This window comes from Tautonia rosea, from assembly GCF_012958305.1.
Taxonomy (GTDB): Bacteria; Planctomycetota; Planctomycetia; order Isosphaerales; family Isosphaeraceae; genus Tautonia; species Tautonia rosea.
The window spans coordinates 294,599-317,341 of sequence record NZ_JABBYO010000006.1 but is presented as its reverse complement, the minus strand read 5'-3'; the positions used below and the strand labels follow the sequence as shown (position 1 = coordinate 317,341).

The following is a 22,743-nucleotide window of genomic DNA, read 5'->3' as shown; positions in this document are numbered from 1 at the left end:
CCGACCCGTCCTCGGCATCGTCGCTCGCCTGGTGCGAGGGCGAATTGCCTGTTGCTTCGATTCTTCTGAGCCCCTGGGACACCGACGTATGGCCAGCTCCGGCGACCGGATTTCGCAATTGCTCGACGAGTTCCGTAACTCCCGAGACGTGATGATCACCGAGCTGAGCAAGTCGGTCATCGGCCAGCGAGACGTGCTGGAGCTGATCCTGGCTGCCATCTTCACGAGGGGCCACTGCTTGCTGGTCGGCGTGCCGGGCCTGGCGAAGACCTTGATCGTCAGCTCGATGGCCCGGATCCTCGACGTCGGCTTCAAGCGCATCCAGTTTACGCCCGACCTGATGCCCTCGGACATCACCGGTACGAACGTGCTGGAGGAGCCCGAAACCGGCCGCCGATCGTTCCGATTCGTTCCCGGTCCGATCTTCTCGAACATCATCCTCGCCGACGAGATCAACCGGACCCCGCCAAAGACTCAGGCCGCCCTGCTCCAGGCCATGCAGGAACGCGAGGTCACCGTCGGCCAGGAAACCATGAAGTTGCCCGAACCCTTCTTCGTGATCGCCACGCAGAACCCAATCGAGCAGGAAGGGACGTATCCTTTGCCCGAGGCTCAGCTCGACCGCTTCATGTTCGACATCCGGGTCGGCTACCCGAGCCAGGAGGAGGAGGAGAAGATCCTCTCGGCCACGACCAAGGGAGAATTCCCGGAGCTGCGCAAGGTGCTCTCGGCCAAGGCGATCGTAAACCTTCAGAAGCTCATCACCTCGGTGCCGATCTCCGACTACGCGGTCAAGTACGTGGCCAAGCTCGTCCGCGCCACCCGCCCGGGCGACCCACAGGCCCCGGCCTTCGTCAAGGAGCTGATCGACTGGGGGGCCGGCCCCCGGGCCGGGCAGAACCTGATCCTCGGCGGCAAGGCGATGGCCGCCATGGACGGCCGCTTCAGCGTCTCGCTCGACGACATCCGCAAGGTCGCCGTTCCGGTCCTCCGCCACCGGATCAGCACCAACTTCCAGGCCCAGGCCGAGGGCATGAGCCCCGACGACCTGATCAACCGCCTCGTCAAGGAAGTCCGCGAGCCCGACGTGCCCAAATACGATCGCCGCGGCGGTGCCGCCTGATTGCGATCCGGAAGGCGTTTGCCTCGATTCTCCCCTTGTCGGGAGTCCCATCCCATGTCGACCCAACGCACCTCCCTGCTCCTCGGTCCCGACGACGACGGCCGATTCGTTTCGGCCGAGGAGTTCGCCGAGGCCGAGTTCGTCGAGCCCTGGACGTACGAACGAGAGGCCGGGAGGCTGGTCGTCGTGTCACCCGAAGGTCAACGCCATCTCGATGACTCGAAGCCCTGGCGGCAACGGCTGAGTCGATACTGGATCGAACATCCTGACGTCGTCGAAGAACTCGCCGTCCAGGCCTGGGTTCGCGTCGATGACGGCACCGACCGGATCGGCGATATCGGTGTCTACCTCGTGACCGCCCCCGGTCGTTCGGTCCCGCCGATTCCCGAGCGGGTTCCGGACCTTATGTTCGAGATCGTCAGCCCCGGCCGAACGTCGCGGCAGCGGGACTACGTCACCAAACGCCGCGAGTATTTCCAGCTCGGCATCCGGGAATATGTCGTGATCGACCCCTTGCGTCAGGCGGTGACGATCTTCATCCGAGGCCCTCGCGGCGACCGCCGCCGGACCTTGCGACGGGGGCACGTCTATCAGTCTCCGATGCTCCCGGGCTTGGTCGTGCCGATTGATGAGGTGTTCTGACACGACTTTCTGACGCTCGGAACGAGCCGCCGGACGCCGTTCCCGATACAATAGAGCGTCAACACTGATGGGATACGAACCACAGCCCGATCGGGAGGACGAGCCTTGGCCGTCACGGCCGAACAGTACCTGAAGCCCGAGGTGATTCGCCAGGTGGCGCGGCTCGACCTACGGGCGCGGTTCATTGTTGAGGGGTTCATCGCCGGCCTGCACGCCAGCCCCTTCCACGGCTTCTCCGTGGAGTTCTCGGAGCACCGCAAGTACACCGCGGGCGATAACATCTCCGACATCGACTGGAACGTCTTCGCCAAGACCGACCGCTTTTATATCAAGAAGTTCGAAGCCGAGACGAACTTGACCGGCTACCTGGCGATGGACCTCTCGGCCTCGATGGGCTACACCTACCGGCAGGATCTCACGAAGTTCGAATACTGCATCAGCCTGGCCGCGGCCCTGGCGTACCTGATGGTCCACCAGCAAGACCCGGTCGGACTGGTTGCCTTCGATACCAAGATTCGCCAGAGCCTGGCCCCGAAAAGCAAGCGGACGCAGTTGACGAGCATCCTCTCCTTGCTGGCCCGGCTTCGTCCGTCCGACGTGACCGACGTGGCCAAGTGCCTCCACCAGCTCGCGGGCATGATCCGTCATAAAGGTCTGATCATGCTCTTTAGTGACTTGCTTGATGATCCCGAGCCGATCCTCAAGGCGCTGTACCGCCTCCGTTATTCCGGGCACGATGTCATCCTCTTTCACGTACTCGACGAGGCAGAAGACTCGTTTCCCTTCGACGGCATGGTCGAGCTGGAAGACAATGAAACGCACCAGAAACTCCTGGTCGATGCCAATGCCATGAAAGCCGATTACCTGGACGAATTGATGGCCTTCCGACAGCGCTACCGGAAAGAGTGCCTCGCGGCCAGGATTGATTACGTGCCGCTGCATACCGGCATGCCGTTTGATAAGGCGTTGATGAGCTACCTCCTCAGCCGGCAAGCCCGGGGCTGAACCCTCGCGACGTATCGGGACGACGAGTTCTCATGGATATTTCCTTGATCCACGCGGGTCTTGCGGCGGGAGCGGCCCTGGCGGTCGTGCCCCTGATCATCCATCTGGTCATGCGCCAGACGCCCAAGCGGATCGTCTTTCCCGCCCTTCGTCTCCTGCAGCAACGGCATCAGCGATCGACCAAGCGGCTGAAGGTCAAGAACTGGCTCCTGCTGCTCGCCCGGATGGCCTTGGTCGCCCTCATGGCCCTGGCCCTGGCACGGCCCGCGCTCAATGCCCGGGTGCCGCTCGGCGATCGCGAGGTGCCGACCGCCCTGGCGATGGTCATCGACACGAGCCTCTCGATGGGCTATGTCGAACAGGGCAAGACCCGACTCGACGAGGCGAAAGAAGTCGCCAATCAGGTGCTCCGCAAACTCCCCGAATCCAGCCAAGTTTATCTGATTGACTCCGGGGTACCCACCGTTCCGGCGGCCGTTTCCCCATCGGCGGCGCGAAAACGGCTGGAGGGGTTGGAGCTGCGGGCTGCCAACCGCTCGCTCAACCTCTCGCTCGAACGGGCGTACGAGGCCCTCTCCGAGAGTCGCCGCGATCTGCCCCGCCTCGAAGCCTATGTCCTGACTGATCTGGCCCGATCGTCGTGGGAGCCCGGTCAGACGATCCCCGGCCGAGATCGAATCAAGGAACGCTCCGGGCGCGAGGCGGCGACGTACCTCATCCGGCTCGCCCCCGACGAGTTTCGCAACGCGGCCATCGTCGGCCTGGAAGCTCGCCCCGCGTCGGAGCCGGAGGCTGATGGCCGTCGAGCATTCGAACTCGTGGCCACGATCCGGAACACCGGCCCGGCGACCACCCGGCTTGCCGAGTTCCTCCTCGATGGCTCGAAACGCGGTCAGCAAGACGTGCAACTGCCGGCCGAGGGTCAGGTTGAGGTCATCTTCCGTACCCCGGCGAGCCTCGACGCCGGATTGCATCAGGCCGAGGTGCGACTTGACGGGGTTGACCCCCTGCCCTTCGACGACCGACGCTTCGTCACGTTCGAATCCAGCCCCGCCTTTGATGTCCTCGTCCTTTACGACCCCGACCCCGACGACGAGCCCCGGTTCATTGACGCCACCTTCGTCGCCGGAGCCCTCGACCCGCAGGCCACCGGCATTCCGAACCGGGTCGAGACGCTCAGCACCGACCAATTCGACGGCCGGATTCCCCGAGAGTTGGCGAACTACTCATGCCTTGTCATGAACAATGTTGCTCGGCTTTCGCCTCAGGCGTGGGAACAACTGGCGGCGTACGTCCGGAATGGTGGCGGGTTGGTGGTCGCCCTCGGTCGAAACACTGAGCCGGATGAATACACCTCTGAGGCCGCTCGAAGCGTGATCCCCGGTCAGCCGGGAGCCCCCGTCTCCCCGTCCGGGGGCACCGCGTTCGGTGATCTGGTCGATCCGAGCCACCCCTTGTTCTTACCCTATACTCGGGAAATCGCCGCCGACCTGGCCAACATCCCCGTGTTCACTTATCGGGCGTTTCGACCCATCGAGGCCTCCTACGTCCGTCCCTTGCTGACCTATCAGGACGGTGCACCGGCCTTGATCGAGGCAACCTTTGACGGCCCGCAGGTCGGCCGGGTCTTGCTCTGGACAACCCCCCTCTCCCGTAGGCCGACCCCCGACGACCCCGATGCCTGGAACGAGTTCCCGAACCCCCTGGCCGGCTGGTCGTTCCTCGCCCTGATGCAGCGCACCGTGCCCTACCTGGCCGGTGCCTCGGGATCACGATTGAACTACGAAGCCGGGGAGATTGTCATTTTGCCGCTCGAACCGTCGGTTCGGGCCGCAAGCTACCTCGTGCAAGGGCCGACTGATCAGCTCAACGAACGAATCAACCCCGACCGAGACGTGTCCGAGTTGATCGTCGAAGGGCCCGAGGCCCTGGGTCAGTGGACGGTCTTACCGACGCGCGGAAACGCCCCGGCTGCCGATCCACCTCAGCTTGGCTTCAGCATTAACCCCCGGCCTGAGGAGGCGAACTTCCGCCCCCTCCAGACGGACGAACTCAACACGCTGCTCGGCGACCCCGAAACCTTCGCCCTGGCCGACTCTCCCGACGCCATCGATCGCGTGCAACGCACGGCCCGGGTCGGCCGGGAGATCTTCCCCTGGCTCATGATCCTGATCCTCGTCCTGCTGACCGCCGAGAATTACCTGGCCAACCGCTTCCATCGCGAGCACGCCACCGCAAGCCCGGCCCCCGCACGAGCCGCCGCGTGATGTGACCGACGACTTCCTCGACCGCCGCAACCGATCGCCTCGACTCCCTGACCCTTTTTGTGTAGACCGCCGCGATGAGCGAACGCATCAGCCTGAGTCTCAGCCCGATCGGACACTGGGCCCTGGTCGTCCTTGCCGCGGCCGCTGTGGTGGCGCTGACGCTCTGGCCGTACCGGAAACGACTGAGAGACAGCACCGACCGTCGCAAATATCTTGTCGTCGGCCTGCGAATGGTTGCGGTCCTTCTGGCGCTCCTGGCGTGCGTCAGACCGTCGGTCCTAATCATGCAAAAGGTCAAGCAGCAGGTCTCATTAATCTTCCTCGTCGACAGTTCGACCAGCATGAAGATCAATGATGAGGCCAACAACCGCAGCCGATGGGGAATGGCCCGCCGCGCTCTGGACCGGGCGCAAGAGGTGCTGGGGGACACTTCGGCCGATCCGGACTCGGGCCTGGCCGTGAAGTACTACCGTTTCGACCGCGAGCTCCACCCCGGCCTGCCTTCCGACGAGATAACCGAACCGGACGGCCTGCAAACAACGCTCGGCGCCTCGCTCCTGGAGGCCGTGCGACGGGAGAGCGGAGCACCGATTGCCTCGGTCGTGGTGATGTCTGACGGAGCTTCGAATGGCGGGGTCGCCCCCTTGACGGCGGCGCAGAACCTCAGGGCTCAAGGGGTGCCGATCACGGCGGTCGGCTTCGGGTCGGCCGCCGCCGGAGCTGGCTCCCGAGATATCGCCGTGACCGGGGTGCAGGCTCCCGAAGCCATCTTCGTGAAGAACGAGATGGAGGTCCGCGGGGCGCTCCGGGTTCGCGGGTACGCCGGTCAACAACTGGAAGTCGAGCTCCGCGCCGAGGGTTTCGGACAGCCCGTCGCCCGAGCGACCGTCCAGGTACCGCCCGACTCGGAAGTGGTGACAACGCCCCCCTTGCGGTTTGCCCCTCAGGTTGCGGGAGAGCAGTTGCTCACTGTCCAGGTTGCCTCGCGAGAGGGAGAGCTGATTGACTCGAACAACAGCTTCAGCACCTTTGTGAGTGTCTTGCCCGGTGGGCTCAACGTGTTGCACCTTCAGGGTCCTGGGACGATCTGGGAAGGGAAGTTCGTCACCCGCGCGCTCGATGCCTCCCGAGAAATCCAGGCGAACCTCAACGTGATTCTTGGCCCGGGCCGCGGTGGTCAGCCCGCCATCCCCGACGAAGCCTTTGCGCCAGGCGCTCATGATGTCTACATTCTCGGTGATGTCCCGGCCAAATTCCTGTCACCGAATCAGCAGCAGTTGCTCGCCCGAGCCGTCCAGGCCGGTGCCGGCTTGATCATGCTCGGTGGACGCGACAGCTTTGGCGATGGCGGCTGGGGAGCAACCCCCCTGGCCGAGGTTCTCCCGACGATCATGAGAAGCGGCGACGGTCAGATCGAGCCCGCAGACGGGCTTCAGGTCATTCCCAACCCGCAGGCCCTCGACAACTACGTCTTGCAGATTGGCTCGACCCAGGCCGAGACCGCCAGCACCTGGGAACAACTTCCGCCGATTCCCGGCGCAAGCCGACTCGGCCGCCCGAAGCAATCGGCCGTTGTCTGGGCGTTGACACCCGAACGGGAACCGTTGATGGTTGCCCAGGATGGCCGCGGGCGCGTCATTGCCTTCGGCGGCGAAACCTGGCCCTGGTACCGCGCCTCGGAAGCCAGCCAGGAAGCCCATCGCAAGTTCTGGCGGCAGGCGATCCTCTGGCTTGCCCACCAGGAAGATCAGGGACAATCCCGCGTGGAACTGCGCCTCGATCGTCGCCGCGTGGCCATCGGCGGGGCCGTCGAGCTGTCGGCACTCGCCCGAGACGAGCAAGATCAACCCGTCTCAGACGCCCGCTACGAGGCCATCGTTCGGCCCCCCGGAGGCGAGGCCGCCGTGCCGGTCGATCTGTTTTTTCAGGACGACCGCGCCCGTGGCACGTACTCCGCCTCTGGTGATCCGGGAATCTACGGTGTCGAGGTCATCGCCACCGGTGCCGATGGCAACGAAATCGGCCGAGCCACCTCTCGATTCCTTGTGTTCCAGGACGACCTGGAGCTGGAGAACCCGGCCGCAAACATCGCTCTGCTGCAGCAACTCTCCGAGCTGACCGGCGGCCAGTTCCTCCGTCCCGAACAACTCGACCGCTACCTCGACGATCTCGACCCGGAATCCTTCAGCCGGGTCGAAACCCAGGTCGAGTATCGCCTTTGGGACAATTGGCCGTTTCTGATCAGCTTCGTCGGCGTCCTCGGCGTCGAGTGGTTTGTCCGCAAGCGGATGGGATGGGTATGATCGTCGATCCCTCTTGATCTGCGAGACCACTCGGATCGCCTCACCCCGCGGCCGGCCTTCGAAAGGCCAGGCCCTGATTCCCCCCTTCGGAGAAACCCTCGTGCCGTGGTTCGAACTGGCGGGCTTGCTCGCCTTGATCCTGGCCAACGGTGCCTTTTCAACCTCGGAACTGGCGATCGTCTCAGCGCGGAAGGGGCGGCTCGATGCCCAGGCCAAGCTCGGCGACCGTCGCGCTCGGGCGGCCCTGGAACTGGCCGAGGACCCGAATCGGTTTCTCTCGACCGTGCAGATCGGCATCACCTTGATTGGCACGCTCGCCGGAGCCTTCGGTGGTGCCACGCTGGCGAAACCGCTGGCAGAAGCACTGCGCCCGCTACCGGCCATCGAAGGCTCGGCCGAGCCGATCGCGCTGGGGATTGTAGTCGTTGGCATCACTTACGCCACATTAATCCTGGGAGAGCTCGTTCCGAAGCGCATTGCGCTGGCGGCCCCCGAGCGCATCGCCCGGTTGACGGCCCCGACCCTGCGACTTCTCTCCCGAATCACCGTCCCCCTGGTCCGATTGCTCAGCGGATCAACCAACCTGGTGCTCTATGCCATTGGCATCCGGCAAAGTTCCGAACCTCCCGTGACCGATGAGGACGTCAAGCAGATGATCCTTCAGGGGATTGAGCACGGCGTCTTTGAACCGGTCGAGCACGACATGATCCGCGGCGTCCTTCGCCTCGGCGATCGGCGGGCGGGCGTGCTGATGACCCCTCGGAGCGAGGTCGTCTGGCTTGACATCGACGACTCTCCCGAGGAGATCCGCCGCAAGGTCACGACCAGCCCACACTCCAGCTTCCCGGTCTGCAACGGATCCATTGATGATGTTCTGGGAATTGTTCGTGTCAAGGAACTTCTGGCCCTTGGCCTCTCCGAACATGCCGTTGCCTTGAAAGGGCACCTGGCAATCCCCTTATTCCTTTACGAAGGGACGCGGGGCTTGAAGATTCTCGACACCTTCCAGAAAACCGGCCACCACTTCGCCGTCGTGCTCGACGAGTACGGCTCGGTCGAGGGAGTGCTCACGCTGACCGACCTGCTGGAAGCCATCGTCGGCGATCTCCCCGGCCCTGGAGAGTCTCCCGGACCGCGAGCCGAGCCTCACTCCGATGGCTCCTGGATGGTCGACGGCATGCTCCCCGCCGACGCTCTCCGCGACCACGTCATGCACCGCGACCTTCCTCCCGGCGATTACCATACTGTGGCCGGATTCGTCATCACCCGCCTGGGCCACATCCCCGCCGTGGGAGAGTCACTCGATTGGGACAACTACCGATTCACGGTGGTTGATGTCTCGGCTAATCGTGTCCACAAAATCCGGGTCACGCCCGTCGAGGAAAACGCTTCCGAACCGCCCCCCTGAGACCGATTACAGCCAGCAACCCGACCGACCCCACCGAGATCATCCCCCCAATCGCCAGGCCCGGCGCTCGATACGTCATCACCACTTCGATCCTGCCCGGCTCCGGCAAGGCCACAACCCGGAAGGCGTGATCGCCGCAAAACACCGGAACAGGCCGACCGTTGAGCGTTGCTCGCCAGCCGGGCATCCAGGTGTCGGCGACGATTAGCAGGCCAGGAGCCCTCGTCGTCACCCGAAGAACGATCCGATCCGGATGCTCCTGACAATACTCGACCGGCGTGAACGGTTGCCGATCTCCGTCAAGCCCCCGCAGCGGGTCATGCGTCATCACGACGACCAAACGCGGATCGACCTCGGCCAGACGATCCAGCGTCCAAGATGGTTCGACGACGTCGACCCTCGGAAGCACACGGGCTCTTGGCAAAGCGCTCAGATTCTCGATCAGTTCAAACCGAGCGATCCCGTTCCTTCCCGATTCCAGCACTGGCCCAATCGTCAACCGAAGCGGTCGATCGCTGAGCAACAACTGCACTCCCATCCGGTCCAGAACCGATCGAGCAAGGTCCGCATCGAGGGGACGTGAGGCTCGGGAATCCGACTCCTGGAACACCGCATAAAGCGGTCGGATGATCTCTGTCGCATGACGAATTTGGAACAAATCACCAATATTTGTTTTTTCAATACTCTCACGCCACGCGTGCAGGTCGGAATAAAACGTGTCTCTGGCTCGAATGCGCAATGGAGACTTCGGGCGATGCCGATCGATCGCATTCGACACCGCATCACGCTCAAGAAACCGGTCCACCGAACAGGTCGGAACGGCCATCACCGTCGAGAGCGACAGTTCCAGGATCGTAATGCCCGCCACAAGGATCGCCGCTCCGCTTCCCTTCCCAATCGGTGAGACTCGCCAGCACAACACCACCCCGACCGCCGCGATCGTGGCAAGCGTCAACCAATCCTGGACAAGCCGACCACAGGCCAGCAACCACGGCGATGGGGCCAATCCTCCTTCCCGGGCCTCCCCAGCTTCAGGAACCAGGCTCACCGCCAACCCCGCTGCCACAAAGAGACACACCAACGCAAGTATCCGTCCATAAGAAATTGCCCACCGTATCACTCGACGACGATCAACGACCGACGCAATCATCTGCAATCCCATCCCAGCCAGCACCGCAGCGGCCGTGGCAGTCAGAAAGAGCGATCGGGCCGGAACCCGGGCCGCCTCCATCCCGGGAATTCCCGCCACAAGCGAGGCCAGCCCCAGCGACCTCCCCCCGGCGAACCAGAGACTCATGCCCATCAGTACAAACCATCCCCACACCGCTCGGCGATCGGGAAAAACGAACACGCCGAGCACGATCAGGACCAGGGGAACCCAACCGACCGACAGCATCGTTTCCCAGGAATTTCCACGACCATCATACGAGGCAGGTTCCCCGAGCGCTCTTGGAGAAACCAGTTGCATCAGATTCGACGGCCAGAGATGATACACGGTCGCTCCGCCCCCCCCTTCCCCGCCCATCGGCCCGGCCGCCCAGGCTCTCGCGTGCAAAATCGGCAGCCACTCCACCGCTGAAAGCCCGAGCGCAAGCAGGAACAGGAGGCCCCATCGGCCCAAACGATGAACACCTTCACGAACATCGGAATCTGAGTGTGTTGCGAGCCGTTTCCATCGCCGTACGCTCGTGATCGTCCCCGCTGCATCCCAAGCAGCCCAGCCCGCCAGCACCAGACCGAGGTACACGCCCTCTTGAGGATGCCCCGTCATCACCGAGCAAGCCAGGCCCAGGGGAAAGAGCAAGCCACCCGGCCATTGGCCCTTCCTCAGACAGAGCACACCCAGGAAAGCCCAGGGATACCAGCTCACTGACCAAACATGCGGAACATGCCCTTCATTCACCTGCGCGATGATGTACGGATTCATCATCACGACGACGCCTGAAACCGTCGCGGCCAAAGGGCCGAGTCCGACCCCGAGGCCCAGGGCAAACCCGCCAAGGCCCAGCCAGAGCAGGTGCGCCACCGTCAGCCAACCGAGGGCCGATGGATCGCCCCACGACCAGGCGAGCCAGACCGGCGGATACCAGAGACCCGCCTGCGGGTTTGCCACATTCGGCCGACCGGCAAAGCCCCGCGGATCCCATTGCGGAATCGTGCCGGTCTTCCTCCAGATCTCGCTTTGCCAGAGGAATCGCGGGAGGAACAAACCCGTGAGGTCGTTTCCGATTGGCCGCTCCCCCGGCCCAAATCCCTCATCGACCCAGGATCGTTCACCGTCGACAATCAGCGCCCCCGGGTCGGCCATCAGGCCCGAGAAGCCGAGCAGCAAGGCCCCGGCCAGGACAGCGATCGGCCCAGCGATGCGTGACCATCGACGGACGTCCGGAACAGCCGCCCTCATCTGTCCGACGCTGGCCAGCCCGCCTTGCTTCGCCAGGCGAAGAGCGAGACAGCCGTTGCCGTTGCGGCGTTGAGCGACTCGACCCCCGGCGCGATCGGCACGCGACGGCGATGAGGATGACCGCGCCATCGCTCCGGCAATCCTGGCCCCTCCACGCCTGGCAGCAACCCAAAGCGATCAGGCCAGGGTTCGCCATCAAGTGAAGGCCCATCGAGGTCGAGCGGAATGATCGGCACAGATTCACTCACCAGATCGTTGATCGATGGCCCGAAGGCGAGTGGAACCTGAAACACCGCCGGCCCGGCCGCGCGAACCGCCTTCGGATGAAACGGATGCGCCGCTTCCTTCAACAAAACCACCCGGGCCGCCCCGAACGCCGCCGCCGATCGCAGCACCGCCCCCACGTTTTCCGGATCCTGAAACGGCACGAACAGCGAGCAGCCCTCGGGCCAATCCTCCTCCGCGGACCAGCTCGGGATCTCCGGCACCCGCGCCAGCAGTAACGGAGCTCCGGTCCCCGACACATCGAGTTCTCGGAGCAACACCGGATCTAGCCGCAACCAGGTCACGTCAGGGCTGATCTCCTGTGGAGGAGGGTCCCCTTCGGGGCCGGTCATCCAGGCTTCGATTCGATCGGGAAACCGATCCACAATTTCGGTAATGATCCGATGTCCCGCGATCACCGCCCGTCCGTGTTTGCGAATCCCTCGGCCGGAGAGCACGTCACGCGCCAGCCGGAACGAAGGGTTCGACGCACTCGACACCTCCTTGACCGAACCGGAAAAGGCCCGGGCCCGCGGAGTCTCGGCTGTTGGCAGCGTTGCAGAGACGACCGGAGCCTCCAGGCGTTCGTACACGACGAACCGACGACGATGCTCAGTGCCCGGAATGCGGTCAGCATGATCGCCGACAAGCCGGTACGCATTTCCAAGCGTTCGGCGAGCCTCGGCAATTTCGTCGTCGCAATCCGGCCCTTTGAGGAAGATCATGCGGCCACCGGGGCGAAGACAGTACGCCACCCGTTCCAGCGTTTCCGGAATCGTCGCGACCGCTCGGCTGATCACTCCCTCGACCGGACGGGTAAACCACGGGCCGATTTTCCCCGCGTGCACCTCCGCCCCTTCGAGACCAAGCCGTTCACACACGCGACGGAGAAATGCCGCCCGCGCTCCCCGAGGCTCAGCCAGAATCAGATGAACGTCTGGCCGGGCGATCTTCAGCGGAATGCCCGGCAAGCCTGCACCCGAGCCCATGTCGACCAGCGGGCTCGGCAATTCGACATGGTTCAACACCAGCAGGCTATCCATATAATGCTTGAGAACCATATTTTCAAAGTTGCGGATGCGTGTCAGGTTCAGCTCCGCATCCGCCTCACGCAGCAGCCGATGATACGCCCAGAGGGCATCATACTGTGACTCAGCCAGAGGCAAGCCGCACTGTTCGAGAATCGCCTTCAACGCGGCCCGGCTCGGAGTGCTTGGCACGACCGTCTCTCTCCCCTTCACTCTGATCAGGACGGTGTACCGCCTTCGATTTCAACCGGCTCGGCCTTGGCCGCACTGGGCGGGCCGAGCAGAATCGCCAACCACCGAGTCTCGTCTGAGCCTTCCAGGACGATCTTCAACGCCATCGTCAGCGGGACCGAAAGGAACATGCCCACGGGGCCCAGCACCCATCCCCAGAAAATCAGAGAGATCCAGACCACCAGGGTCGAGATTCCCAGGCCCTTGCCCATCGCCGGCGGCTCGACCAGATATCCAATCACGAAGTTCACCGCCAGAAACAGCAGCACCACCCCGATTGCCACGGGAATGCCGTTCTGCACCAGGGCGAGCATCACCGGCGGAATCGCGGCAATCAGCGACCCAATGTTCGGAATGAAGTTCAGCAGAAACGCGAGCACCCCCCAGAGCACCGCATAATCAACCCCCATCAATGCTAGACCGATCGCCACGGGAATCCCCGTTGCCACACTGATCCAGGATTTGATCACCATGTAGCGCCGCTGGTCGGCCAGAATCTTCAAGCTCCGGTTCATCGCCGGGCTGTCCGAACCGAAAATCGTTTGCATCTTCGCCGGAAATCCTCCTGATTCCAGCAAGATGAAGGCTACGGTAATGAGAATCATCAGACCGTTACTGAAAATATTGCTCATCCCCGCCAGGAGACCCCCGAGCATTCGAACCCCGTAAGCGGGGTCGAAAATCGCTCCCTCGCTCCGCTCCGGAGGGACTGGCAGACCAAGAGACTCAAGCTTGTCGAACATCTCTTCGCGCAATGTGTACAACTGTCGCTGAATCTGCGGAAGTCTCCAGAGCAATTCGTTGAGCGAGACCCCGACATACGCCAAACCCAGCACCAGAATGACGCTGACAACCAGGGTCACCAGTGCCACCGCCACCCAACGCGGCATCCCCCACCGGGCAATCTGATCAATCTTCGGTGTGATGATCACCGCCAGAAAGAGCGCCAGCAAGAACGGCACGATCAGCTCGGCCGAGGCCCGAATTCCTGCGATGATCAGGATAAACGCCGCCAGGTTGATCAGGAGGCCCGTCGACTTCGGCCAGGCCAGGCGATCACTCATCAGTCTCACCTCGGAGATGGGAGCGCATCGGGTCCACTTAACTACTCGCACTCCGATACGATCGCAGGGCTCGACGGAAGAATTGTCGGCTCACCCACAGACTTGCAGCCGTGGCCAACAGCGTAAAGCTTACCAGTCGCCAGTCAAGCATCTTGACCATCGACTCCGCAGGCACATTGATCACCAGCAGGAATGGCACGATGAACGTGAAGAACAGGCCAATCGGCTCGGCCCAGGTCACGCGCAGATAAATCTCTCGTGGGTAGCGCGTCAGGCTGCTGAACAGCCACCACAATTCCATCATGCTCTGATTTCTGACCAGCCAAACGCCCGTGGCCGTCAATAGCACCATGAAACTGTACGCCAACATCACCCCGCAGCCGAACATCAAGAGAAAGACTGCAACCCGGGTCGGGTCGAAGGTCCAGCCCAGGTTCACGAGCGAAAGCCCCATCACCGCCACACCCATCAACACATTCGGCGCGGTCGACCAGTCAACGCGGCGACATGTAATCAAAAATTGCTCATCAATCGGCCTGAGGAGCAGAAAATCCAGATCCCCCTTGCGTACCAGTTCCGCGAACTCGTTGCAGTTCTCCAGAAACAGCGTCTCCAGCAGGCCGTTCATGGCGAAGTAGCAGCCAACAAAAAACAAATACTGGGGCTCAGACCACTCCGCGATCACACTCGTCTTCGAAAACACGACCCGATAAAAGGCCAGCAGAATGCCCAGCCAGAGCACCTCCACCGACACTTTCACCAGAAAATTCCCTCGGAACGACAATTCTCGAACCAGCGTGTATCGGGCAAGCTGGGCATACAGCCGAAGGTAACGCAGCGCTCCGCTCATGAAAGGTCTGTCGGCCTCGGGAGGATCGGGGACTTCCGGACACTCGGCCCGATTCTACCAGAACCGACCGTCGAAAATCGGCGCCTCCGAATCCCCGATCGACGATCGCGCTGCAAGCCGTCAGATGGCCTTCGATCCCTCACCCTGATCGCCACGCTTCGCCGCTTGCCCTCTCGGATGGCAACGCGCATGCACGTCAAGCAGATGGCTGATCTCGACGCGCGTATAGATTTGGGTCGTTCCGATCGACGAATGACCCAGAATTTCCTGAACGACACGCAAATCGGCCCCACCTGCCAGCAGGTGGGTGGCAAAGCTGTGTCTCAGAGTATGGGGGCTTACTCGGGTCGGCAATCCGGCCGCCAGGGCATGCGTCTTTACGATCCGCCAGAGCCCGGTTCGAGACAGCGGCCGACCCGATCGGGCCACGAACACCGTTTCCGTCTCAGGGCATCGAGACACCAGACGGGGACGATCACTCCGAAGATAGGTCTCCAGGACCTCCAACGCTCGGGACCCGATCGGCACAACCCGCTCTCGGTCTCCCTTGCCAATGCAACGGACGGTGCCCAAGTGGAAATCGACATCGTGGGGCCGGAGCGATGTCACCTCCGAGGCCCGGCAGCCCGTCGCGTAAAGGGTTTCGAGGGCCGCCCGGTCGCGACGACCGAGCAGCGAGTCGGGACTCGGGGTCGTCAGCAACGTTTCCACGGCTGCGGGACCCAGTACCGTCGGTAATCGCTCCCAAAGTTTTGGGGCAACCAGCAGCTTGGCCACATTCTCCGAAAGGCGACCTTCATCGACCAGGAACCGGAAAAAGGTCGACAAACTCGCCAGGTGCCGGCAGATGCTCGAAGGCGCGAGGTCCATCAAGCCCAGGTAATCGACATAACCGGCCAAGGTACCGATGCCAATCGCAGCCAGCGGTCCTGGTGCATGTTGTGATCGCCAGCGGGAGAACTTCGTGATATCTGCCCGATACGCCGCCAACGTGTTCGGCGAAACCCGGCACTCGGCCATCAAGAAGTGCAAAAACGGGCCGAGTGGGTCCGCGTCTCGGGACAATCGAACATTGGGCGGACGTTTCCGCTTCGACTCGGGTTCAGCGTTCATCGACGATCCATCACCCCCTGCAACTTCAGGCTGCAACACAAGGAGCAGCCGTCATCAGGAGTCGATCGGCCGAGAATCACGCTCGCTTGAAGCCAAGACCGAGATAATGAGAAAGGAGGTCATGAGTGCGACCTCCTTTTCCCTGAAATGACAACAGATTCACGAGCGATGTCGCTCAACCGACCGGAAGGGCATCGGCCAGGTTGTGCTCCGAGGCGACCGCCCGAAGCTTCTCCAGAGCTCGGTCCTGAATCTGGCGGACCCGCTCCTTCGACACCTGCAGCACCTTACCCACCTGGCTGAGCGAGAGCCGCTGCTTGCCTCCGAGGCCGAACCGAAGCGCCAGGACCTGCTGCTCGCGAGGCCGGAGTGAGTCAAGCAAGAGCGAAATCGTCTCGTCCGTATCGACGTCGTCAGTCCGATCCGAGTCGGGATCGCTCATCGTTTGCAGGAGACTAAAGCTCCGGTCGGTATCGATCGTCGCGTCGAGCGAGATCGTCGGACGGGTCGCGGCGTGAATCCGGCGGATCATTTCGGCCGAGGGACCATGACCACCCGACGACTTGGCTGGAGCCTGTTCGATAGCTCCGTCATCCTCGCCCGGAACACGACCTCCCACATCATCCTGATTCTGAGCGAGTTGCCGAAGATGCCTGGGGCTCAACTTCACGGGATAAGCCCCCGATGCCACGGCCCGCTGCATCGACTGCCGAATCCACCACGTGGCGTAAGTCGCCAGCTTCGTCTCATGATTCAGGTCGAAGCGATCGATCGCTTCCAGCAGACCGCAAAATCCTTCCTGCATCAGGTCGCCGTACGAGACGCCCCGGTCTCGAAACCGCTTGGCGACATGCGCGACCAACCGCAGATTGGCCAGAGCAAGCTTCGATCGCAATTCCTTGTACCGCTGGAAGACGGCACCAAGCCGGCTTTCGAGTTGAGGGTCCTGAGTGCAGGTGGCTGCAATGTAGACCGCCATCGCCTGGGGATTGTCCGGAGTTCCCTCGGGAGGAGCAAACTCGGGAATCGCTGCCATCGATTTCGCAAGTTTCGATTTACAATCACCCAGCTCTCGGAGCAATTCACGTTCCTCGGCCGGAGCGAGGACTCGGGTGACGGCGCTATCGAGGCCCGCAAAACCATCCGTCTCGCCAATCTGTCGTGCCGAACGCATGGCTGTACCCCTGTCGGGGCTCCTCAGGGCTGGGTCGAACTGGGGCGATCCATCGATCCAAAAGCATTTGGTCCCATGTCCGTTGAGTGAAGTCGCCTGGCAAACTCCCGTAGATGGGCAATGCGGTCGCCGAAACTGGCAGCAACCACACGAGCCCTCAAGGCGGGAGTCAACCCCGACCCACCCAGGACCACCGCAGTCTCCGTCCTGGAGACTGAGGCATAAAAGGATTGATAATCGTGGAGGAACGTCGCTTCGTCCTCCAAATGGCTCACGGAAATCCAGACCAGCTTGGGCTGCTGGACTCGGATCGCTCGGGCCAGCGAGGCCAAGGGAAGGTTCGGGCCAAGATTGACCACGTCCCACCCCAGCTCTCGCAGCGAAAGCTCGGCCAGAAGGCCAGGCAAAGTGTAAAGGTCCCCCTCTGGTGCCGCTCCGATGGCCAGGGGAGAGTCTTCCGAGGGTGCCGGAAGCGTCCGAACCAGTTCCAGCAACGCCGACTCGACGATACGAGACGCACGGTGCTCCTGATAAATGTCCAGTGCGCCCCGCTCCCAGTCATGACCGAGCGCCTGCATGGCGGGCCGAATGAAATCGTCCGCCAGAGCAACCGCTCCGCCAAGGGTTGTGTACGCATGAATGAGCAGCTTCCGTGCCGAAGCGGTCCGACCACGTTTCAGAGCGGTTACCAGCTCTTCCCAGGTGCACGATTCGGACGTCGGAGGCATCTCCTCTTCCGAAGACTCCGACGCCAAACGCACCAGACGATCCGTCGGTAAGCCTCGCTCGCGGGCAAATTGCAATGCGCCGGAGAGGGGCACCAGCCGATGCCCCCCTACCGTTCGCTTTGCCGGCAGTTCTCCCAGATTCACCCAACGCTTGATCGAGCTGACACTCACGTTCAGCAAATCGGCCAACTGTTGGGTTTTGAGAAGAATGTCAACCACGGCACCAACCGAGTGAGCGATTTCGTTTGGACGATTTGAACGATTTCATCTTATGCTGAAACCGTCCCCAGCACAAGAGGCTAGTTCGAATTTCGAGAGTTTTCCTCCTTGCACTTCACAATTCTCGATGATGATCGGACGGTTTGAACGGTTTTCGCGAACGATTTCACCTATTGGCCGGTTTGAAATCGTCCAGACCGGTCACTCGTTGATCACGCAATTTCCTTCCGGTCTCGCCGAAGTGACCTCCGGGGAGGTTCCTCTGTGGCTCGGATCGGCGGCTCCTCGTCGTCTACTCATCTGTTCGTCCCCCGCCGAACATTTGTTCAGTTTCGTCGGAAAATTCAGAAATGAATGAAAAATTGGTCGGCTGGTCCCCGATCGGCCCGGCCGTTATGCTTTGGCGGCGAGATGTCTGGGGCCGACGTGGCGTCGAGACACTGGGAAGCACGTTCTTCTCGAAACGATGCTGCCAAGGGGAGAGCCGGAGCCATGGCAAGCGGTTGGGATCGCGAGCGGTTGATTGCCTTGTTGAAGCGAGACGCTCTGAAGCTCGGGCAATTCACGCTGGCCAGTGGCCGATCGTCGCACTATTACGTGGATGGCCGGCGCGTCTCGCTCTCGGCCGAGGGGGCGGCCATCGTCGGGGCGGGCATGCTGGCCATGCTCGACGAAGTCCCAGAGGTCGACGCCGTGGGAGGCTTGACGATGGGGGCCGATCCGATTGTCGGCGCTACTCTGGCCGCGGCGGGCATGGGGGCGAGGCCCCAGCTTCGAGGCTTCCTGGTGCGAAAGGAGGCTAAGGGGCACGGCACTGGCAATCTCGTCGAGGGCCCGCTTGAACCGGGATCGACCGTGGCCATCCTTGACGATGTGGCGACCACCGGAGGCTCGTCGCTCAAGGCCGTCGAGGCCGTTCGGGCGATGGGATGCTCGGTCGCGCGAGTCCTCGTTATGCTCGATCGCCTGGAAGGCGCTTCCGAGGCCTTCGCCGAGGCCGGCCTGGAGTTCCGATCATTGCTGACCATCCGGGATCTCGGCGTCGAGCCCCTCAAGCCGGCGTAATGAGAGGCAGAGACGAATGGAATCGAGCCTGCACCGCACCTTGAAGCAGCACTATGCCGGAGGACTCGGCGGCCGGGTCGAGGTTCCCCTCGGCGTTGATCGGGTCGATGCCATCACCGTCGACGGGCAGCTCGTTGAAGTCCAGTGCGGGCCGACGGCGGCCTTGCGGCCGAAGCTCGGGCGATGGCTCGATCGTGCCCGGGTTCGCGTCGTACTTCCGGTCGTCGTCGCCCGGCGGATCGTCCGTCGATCGGGTCGAAACGGTCCAGATCTCTCGGCCCGGTTCAGCCCAAAACGCGGCCTGATCTTCGACGCCTTCGAGCACCTGGTGGGACTGGCAGGGTTGCTCCCTCACCCGAACCTGGAGGTCCTGATCACGGCCGTCGAGATCGACGAACTCCGCCGTCACGCTCCCCGAGTTCGGTCAATCACAGTGCTCGACCGACGGTTGCGTCGGATTGTTTCCGAGACCTCCGTGCAGATGCCCGACGATCTGCGAGCCCTGCTCCCCCCAGACCTTCCCGAACCGTTCTCAAGTCGAGAACTGGCCGCGCTGACCGGCCGACCTGAATGGATCGCCCGTCGCGCGGCCTATTGCCTGAGGGTCGCCGGGACGGCCGTTGAGGTCGGCCGCATCGGTCGGTTCCGTGGCTATCGGTTTCTCGCTCCCAAAGCCTCTCGATTCGAGGTAGGCAACCCCGGATGGCGTCGGATCAACTCATCGATTGACTCTTCATATTCAGTTTCGTCGACGCGAACACCCGACTCGGACATCACGACGCGAACCTGACCCGGCGGTTTTTCGTGCTGCCGCCGCGAGACAACCCGGGCCGTCCAGCCCACAGCCAGCCCAATGCCGAGGGCTCGAATCAAGGAAACCTCGGTACGATCCTCGTCCGAATCCTCCTCTTGCCGATCGGAGAGCTCCCCAGGGCTGAGGGACCCGTCTCCCGGATTGACTCCGGGCATCGCGTTCAGCGGCTGAGACAGCCACGGGCTTGTCGGCGCCATCATCGCCAACGCGGCGTCGATTGCCTCAGACGAAACCGGTCTGAGCAGATCCGGTTCCGGATTCGGAGTCTGGGCGATCGCTTCGGCGTGTTCCGAAGGAGCTTCGGTCTCGGAATTCGGCTGGATCGGCGGTCCACCGACCCTCCTGGCTTCGATCTCGCCTCGGCCAACCGTTTGCCCGAAGCCGATCGGAACCAACTGGCTCAGCTCGGCTCCTTCCGCCAGCGAGGCAGTTGCGGCCAGAGCACCGCCCCGATCCGGGTCGATCGCAACAATCCGCAATGGTTCGGTGGTCGGGAAGCCGACCGGCGCCGTGTCGGGAGTCAGCATCGGCCTCACGGGCATCCCAGCCCCAAGACTCACCATCTCGGAGGTCGCCCCGAGATGGCCCGAGCCTCCGGAGAACCCGTTCGAAGGGTTCTGGAACATCGGAGAGACCGTCACTTCCCCCATTCCAAGGTCGACTTGCGGCGAAGGTGGATCAAACCCCACCTGCGGCAACCCAGCAGCAGGAGCCGCTAATCGCATCCCCAGCGCCGGTCCCTGGCCGACACCGTTAAGCGGCACCGAGTCCAGGACAGACCAGGTGTAGCGAAGATCCACTCCTCCGTCGATGATCCGGCGTGTCGGATTGACGATCCGAAGGAGATAGACACCCGGATGCAACTCAAGTCGCACGCCATTAATCGTCCCAGGTGAGGCCCCGAGATCGACCTTGCCGTTCGGTCCAATCAATTCGACCGTCAACCCGCTGTCCGAGTCGTCGAGAGTCAATGAATAGTGAGCGCTGAACGCCACCACGAACCGGACGGTACTTGAGGAGCCGGGCAAGACCGAGAGTGAGTGCTCGACAGGATCGATCGACCGCGCCGGCAATAACACTCCTAGATCGTTCGGACGACGGCTCGTCGGTTCGGTCGTGACCTCGAACTGGCCCAGAACGCCCGCCTCCTGCCCCTCGGCTACCGGATCACGACCGACCAGGTCGACCAATCCTCCCGTCCCCGCGAGCCGAATCTCGTAGCGTCCCCGAGGCAACCGATCATGGAAGACGAGTGACACCGACGAGCCCGTCGAGTTGGTGGAAACGATCCCCGTTTTCCAGACCTTCCCCGAGGCATCGACCAGAATGATCGGACCGTCCGGGAGCGTTGAGCCTGAGACTCCCGATGGTCCCAATCGCACGATTTGATCGAAATGGAGTGTCAATCCGGTCGGGACTGGATCGGCCGGATCGGCCCGATCGAGCGTCACATCAACCACCCGAGTCAGGGCATCGGCCACGTCGGCCACCAGGGCGAGCGAATAATCCCCCCCCTGCTGAGCCGGCAGATTGACCGGTAAGGCACCCGTCACGGGATCGTAACCGCCGAGCGAGGGATTGTTCCCCGCTCCCGAGAGGCCGACATAATAAATCCCCGGTACCAATCCTTCGAATAGGAAAGGATCGGATGGCGCATCGGCCATGCCGAGCGTCCCCGTACGGAGCAACTGCCCCTCGGCATCGAACAGCGAGAGACGGCTCAGCAAGGGCGAACCCACTCGGCCCGACGAGACCTCCAGCCCCAATCTCCAGAAGTGATTCGGGCCGAGTTCGATCCGAAACAGCTGAACGGCGGTCGGATCCGTGTTCAGATCAAGCGATCCGGCAACCTTCACCACGTTTGGCCCGACCGTCCCAAGCGGCGTCGCATCCGAGAGTTTCGGACCCATCGGACTGGTGGGTGTCTCGACCGGCTTCAAGACGGCTCCCGCGACCACCTGAAACTCGGAAAGAACCACGTCGGTCCCATCACCGTCATAGATCCCGCCTTCCACTCCCACAAACCGAGCATGGCCGGAAAGCGTCAGTCGGTACTGCCCCGGCTCAAGCGGCTCGTCTAGGATCAGCAACAAGGTCGAACCGTCACCCGCAAGCCGCAACGTCGGCGGTTCGGCTGGACCGAAGATCCGCTGCAATTGCCCGTTGGCTCCGATTCGATCCAGCGTGAAATCCGACGAAACGAGCGAGTCGTTCGAGAGCGGCACACTGTAGCGAACGGCCAGTTGCGTCAGCTGACCCGAGGACCATTCCGAACCATCGGCCGGATCGACACCGTCGATCACGATCGACGATGGCAAGGGAAACTCGAACGAAGGAGGCGGGATCGGAGGCAGCGGGCCCGTGCCCGGCGGCGTCGGATTCCAGACGATCGGTCCCCCATCGCCCGATGTCGGATCGGACCCATCGAACCAGGGGTCCTGATTCTCCCAGTTGATCGGTGACGTATCCTCGGTCGATCCGTCCGGGAAAAACAGATCGGTCAGACCCGAGCCATCGGGAGGCGGCTGGTTCAAGAATGGATCGTCCCAGGTCGTTTCCTCTCCTCCGAACTCCCCGCCAAAATCGTCCCCGATGGGATCCGAAGGGGTGTTGGTCACCTCGAAGGTGGGGGCCAGGTTGAAACTGGCAAAGGTATCACCGGAAAGCGCCACCCGGTTTTCCAGCCCCTCGACACGAGGGCGATCCGGCGGACGTCTGGCTCGTTGCTCATCTCGTTGGTATGCCATCTTCAGAGCCTTTCGTGCCCCGACATCTGATTCCCGGCCCTCGGCGAGTGTGTCGGATGACTCGTCAGCCGATCGTTCGGGGTCCATTCACCCAACCTTAGATCGCGAATCGGGATAATGTGGCTCGCTTGCCGATCAATGAGCCAGAACGAACAACCTCGGGCACGTTCCGGACGAGCGGGAACTCGCTCCGCCCACAAAGCAGCGACATGACTCTCACGAAACCCCTCTGTCGAAGAGGAGCCGACCTCAAGGGAGAACTTCGTGAGACGCTCCCGGAAGGGAGCGATTCCG

The 22,743-nt window shown here is 62.6% G+C and carries 14 protein-coding genes; 7 read left to right on the top strand and 7 right to left on the bottom strand.

Annotated features, from left to right (window positions below; translation table 11 throughout):
* Positions 1-88 precede the first annotated feature (88 nt).
* From HG800_RS12970 to HG800_RS12945, 6 genes are all read left to right on the top strand, one after another.
* Positions 89-1,123, top strand: coding sequence for an AAA family ATPase (locus tag HG800_RS12970; RefSeq protein ID WP_169977046.1), 1,035 nt, complete (start codon positions 89-91; stop codon positions 1,121-1,123).
* Between the two features lie 54 nt (positions 1,124-1,177).
* Positions 1,178-1,765: a Uma2 family endonuclease gene (locus HG800_RS12965; protein ID WP_169977045.1), complete on the top strand. Its 588-nt coding sequence runs from the start codon at positions 1,178-1,180 to the stop codon at positions 1,763-1,765.
* 105 nt (positions 1,766-1,870) lie between these two features.
* The gene (locus HG800_RS12960) at positions 1,871-2,770 is read left to right on the top strand and encodes a DUF58 domain-containing protein (RefSeq protein ID WP_169977044.1); all 900 of its coding nucleotides are present in this window, start codon (positions 1,871-1,873) and stop codon (positions 2,768-2,770) included.
* A gap of 32 nt (positions 2,771-2,802) precedes the next feature.
* Complete coding sequence (locus tag HG800_RS12955) at positions 2,803-5,037, top strand: BatA domain-containing protein (RefSeq protein ID WP_169977043.1); 2,235 nt, start codon at positions 2,803-2,805, stop codon at positions 5,035-5,037.
* Positions 5,038-5,111: 74 nt separating this feature from the next.
* Positions 5,112-7,340: a glutamine amidotransferase gene (locus HG800_RS12950; protein ID WP_169977042.1), complete on the top strand. Its 2,229-nt coding sequence runs from the start codon at positions 5,112-5,114 to the stop codon at positions 7,338-7,340.
* A 100-nt stretch (positions 7,341-7,440) separates the two neighbouring features.
* Positions 7,441-8,748: a hemolysin family protein gene (locus HG800_RS12945; RefSeq protein WP_169977041.1), complete on the top strand. Its 1,308-nt coding sequence runs from the start codon at positions 7,441-7,443 to the stop codon at positions 8,746-8,748.
* A gap of 2,400 nt (positions 8,749-11,148) precedes the next feature.
* Here HG800_RS12945 and rsmG read toward each other — a convergent pair.
* The 6 genes from rsmG to HG800_RS12915 form a co-directional block, all read right to left on the bottom strand.
* Positions 11,149-12,636 (bottom strand): 16S rRNA (guanine(527)-N(7))-methyltransferase RsmG, encoded by a 1,488-nt coding sequence (gene rsmG / locus HG800_RS12940; RefSeq protein WP_169977040.1) that lies wholly within the window; start codon positions 12,634-12,636, stop codon positions 11,149-11,151.
* Positions 12,637-12,662: 26 nt separating this feature from the next.
* On the bottom strand, positions 12,663-13,739 hold the full coding sequence (locus HG800_RS12935) for an AI-2E family transporter (protein WP_169977039.1): 1,077 nt from the start codon (positions 13,737-13,739) through the stop codon (positions 12,663-12,665).
* Positions 13,740-13,776: 37 nt separating this feature from the next.
* Complete coding sequence (locus HG800_RS12930) at positions 13,777-14,589, bottom strand: ABC transporter permease (protein WP_169977038.1); 813 nt, start codon at positions 14,587-14,589, stop codon at positions 13,777-13,779.
* A 120-nt stretch (positions 14,590-14,709) separates the two neighbouring features.
* Positions 14,710-15,702: a site-specific tyrosine recombinase gene (locus tag HG800_RS12925; RefSeq protein WP_169977037.1), complete on the bottom strand. Its 993-nt coding sequence runs from the start codon at positions 15,700-15,702 to the stop codon at positions 14,710-14,712.
* A gap of 175 nt (positions 15,703-15,877) precedes the next feature.
* Positions 15,878-16,876: a sigma-70 family RNA polymerase sigma factor gene (locus HG800_RS12920; RefSeq protein ID WP_169977036.1), complete on the bottom strand. Its 999-nt coding sequence runs from the start codon at positions 16,874-16,876 to the stop codon at positions 15,878-15,880.
* 23 nt (positions 16,877-16,899) lie between these two features.
* Positions 16,900-17,823: a MerR family transcriptional regulator gene (locus tag HG800_RS12915; protein WP_315852030.1), complete on the bottom strand. Its 924-nt coding sequence runs from the start codon at positions 17,821-17,823 to the stop codon at positions 16,900-16,902.
* A gap of 492 nt (positions 17,824-18,315) precedes the next feature.
* Here HG800_RS12915 and pyrE point away from each other — a divergent pair, with 492 nt between their 5' ends.
* Positions 18,316-18,888: an orotate phosphoribosyltransferase gene (pyrE, locus tag HG800_RS12910; protein ID WP_169977034.1), complete on the top strand. Its 573-nt coding sequence runs from the start codon at positions 18,316-18,318 to the stop codon at positions 18,886-18,888.
* Between the two features lie 651 nt (positions 18,889-19,539).
* Here pyrE and HG800_RS12905 read toward each other — a convergent pair.
* On the bottom strand, positions 19,540-22,449 hold the full coding sequence (locus HG800_RS12905; RefSeq protein ID WP_169977033.1) for a hypothetical protein: 2,910 nt from the start codon (positions 22,447-22,449) through the stop codon (positions 19,540-19,542).
* Positions 22,450-22,743: the final 294 nt, after the last annotated feature.

What these genes read in the sequence shown, in the direction of transcription:
- HG800_RS12925 (WP_169977037.1), bottom strand. Translation starts at nt 15,702, where the DNA reads ATGAACGCTGAACCCGAGTCGAAGCGGAAACGTCCGCCCAATGTTCGA.
- HG800_RS12935 (WP_169977039.1), bottom strand. Translation starts at nt 13,739, where the DNA reads ATGAGTGATCGCCTGGCCTGGCCGAAGTCGACGGGCCTCCTGATCAAC.
- HG800_RS12965 (WP_169977045.1), top strand. Translation starts at nt 1,178, where the DNA reads ATGTCGACCCAACGCACCTCCCTGCTCCTCGGTCCCGACGACGACGGC.
- pyrE (WP_169977034.1), top strand. Translation starts at nt 18,316, where the DNA reads ATGGCAAGCGGTTGGGATCGCGAGCGGTTGATTGCCTTGTTGAAGCGA.
- HG800_RS12905 (WP_169977033.1), bottom strand. Translation starts at nt 22,449, where the DNA reads ATGGCATACCAACGAGATGAGCAACGAGCCAGACGTCCGCCGGATCGC.
- HG800_RS12970 (WP_169977046.1), top strand. Translation starts at nt 89, where the DNA reads ATGGCCAGCTCCGGCGACCGGATTTCGCAATTGCTCGACGAGTTCCGT.
- HG800_RS12950 (WP_169977042.1), top strand. Translation starts at nt 5,112, where the DNA reads ATGAGCGAACGCATCAGCCTGAGTCTCAGCCCGATCGGACACTGGGCC.
- HG800_RS12930 (WP_169977038.1), bottom strand. Translation starts at nt 14,589, where the DNA reads ATGAGCGGAGCGCTGCGTTACCTTCGGCTGTATGCCCAGCTTGCCCGA.
- HG800_RS12920 (WP_169977036.1), bottom strand. Translation starts at nt 16,876, where the DNA reads ATGCGTTCGGCACGACAGATTGGCGAGACGGATGGTTTTGCGGGCCTC.
- HG800_RS12955 (WP_169977043.1), top strand. Translation starts at nt 2,803, where the DNA reads ATGGATATTTCCTTGATCCACGCGGGTCTTGCGGCGGGAGCGGCCCTG.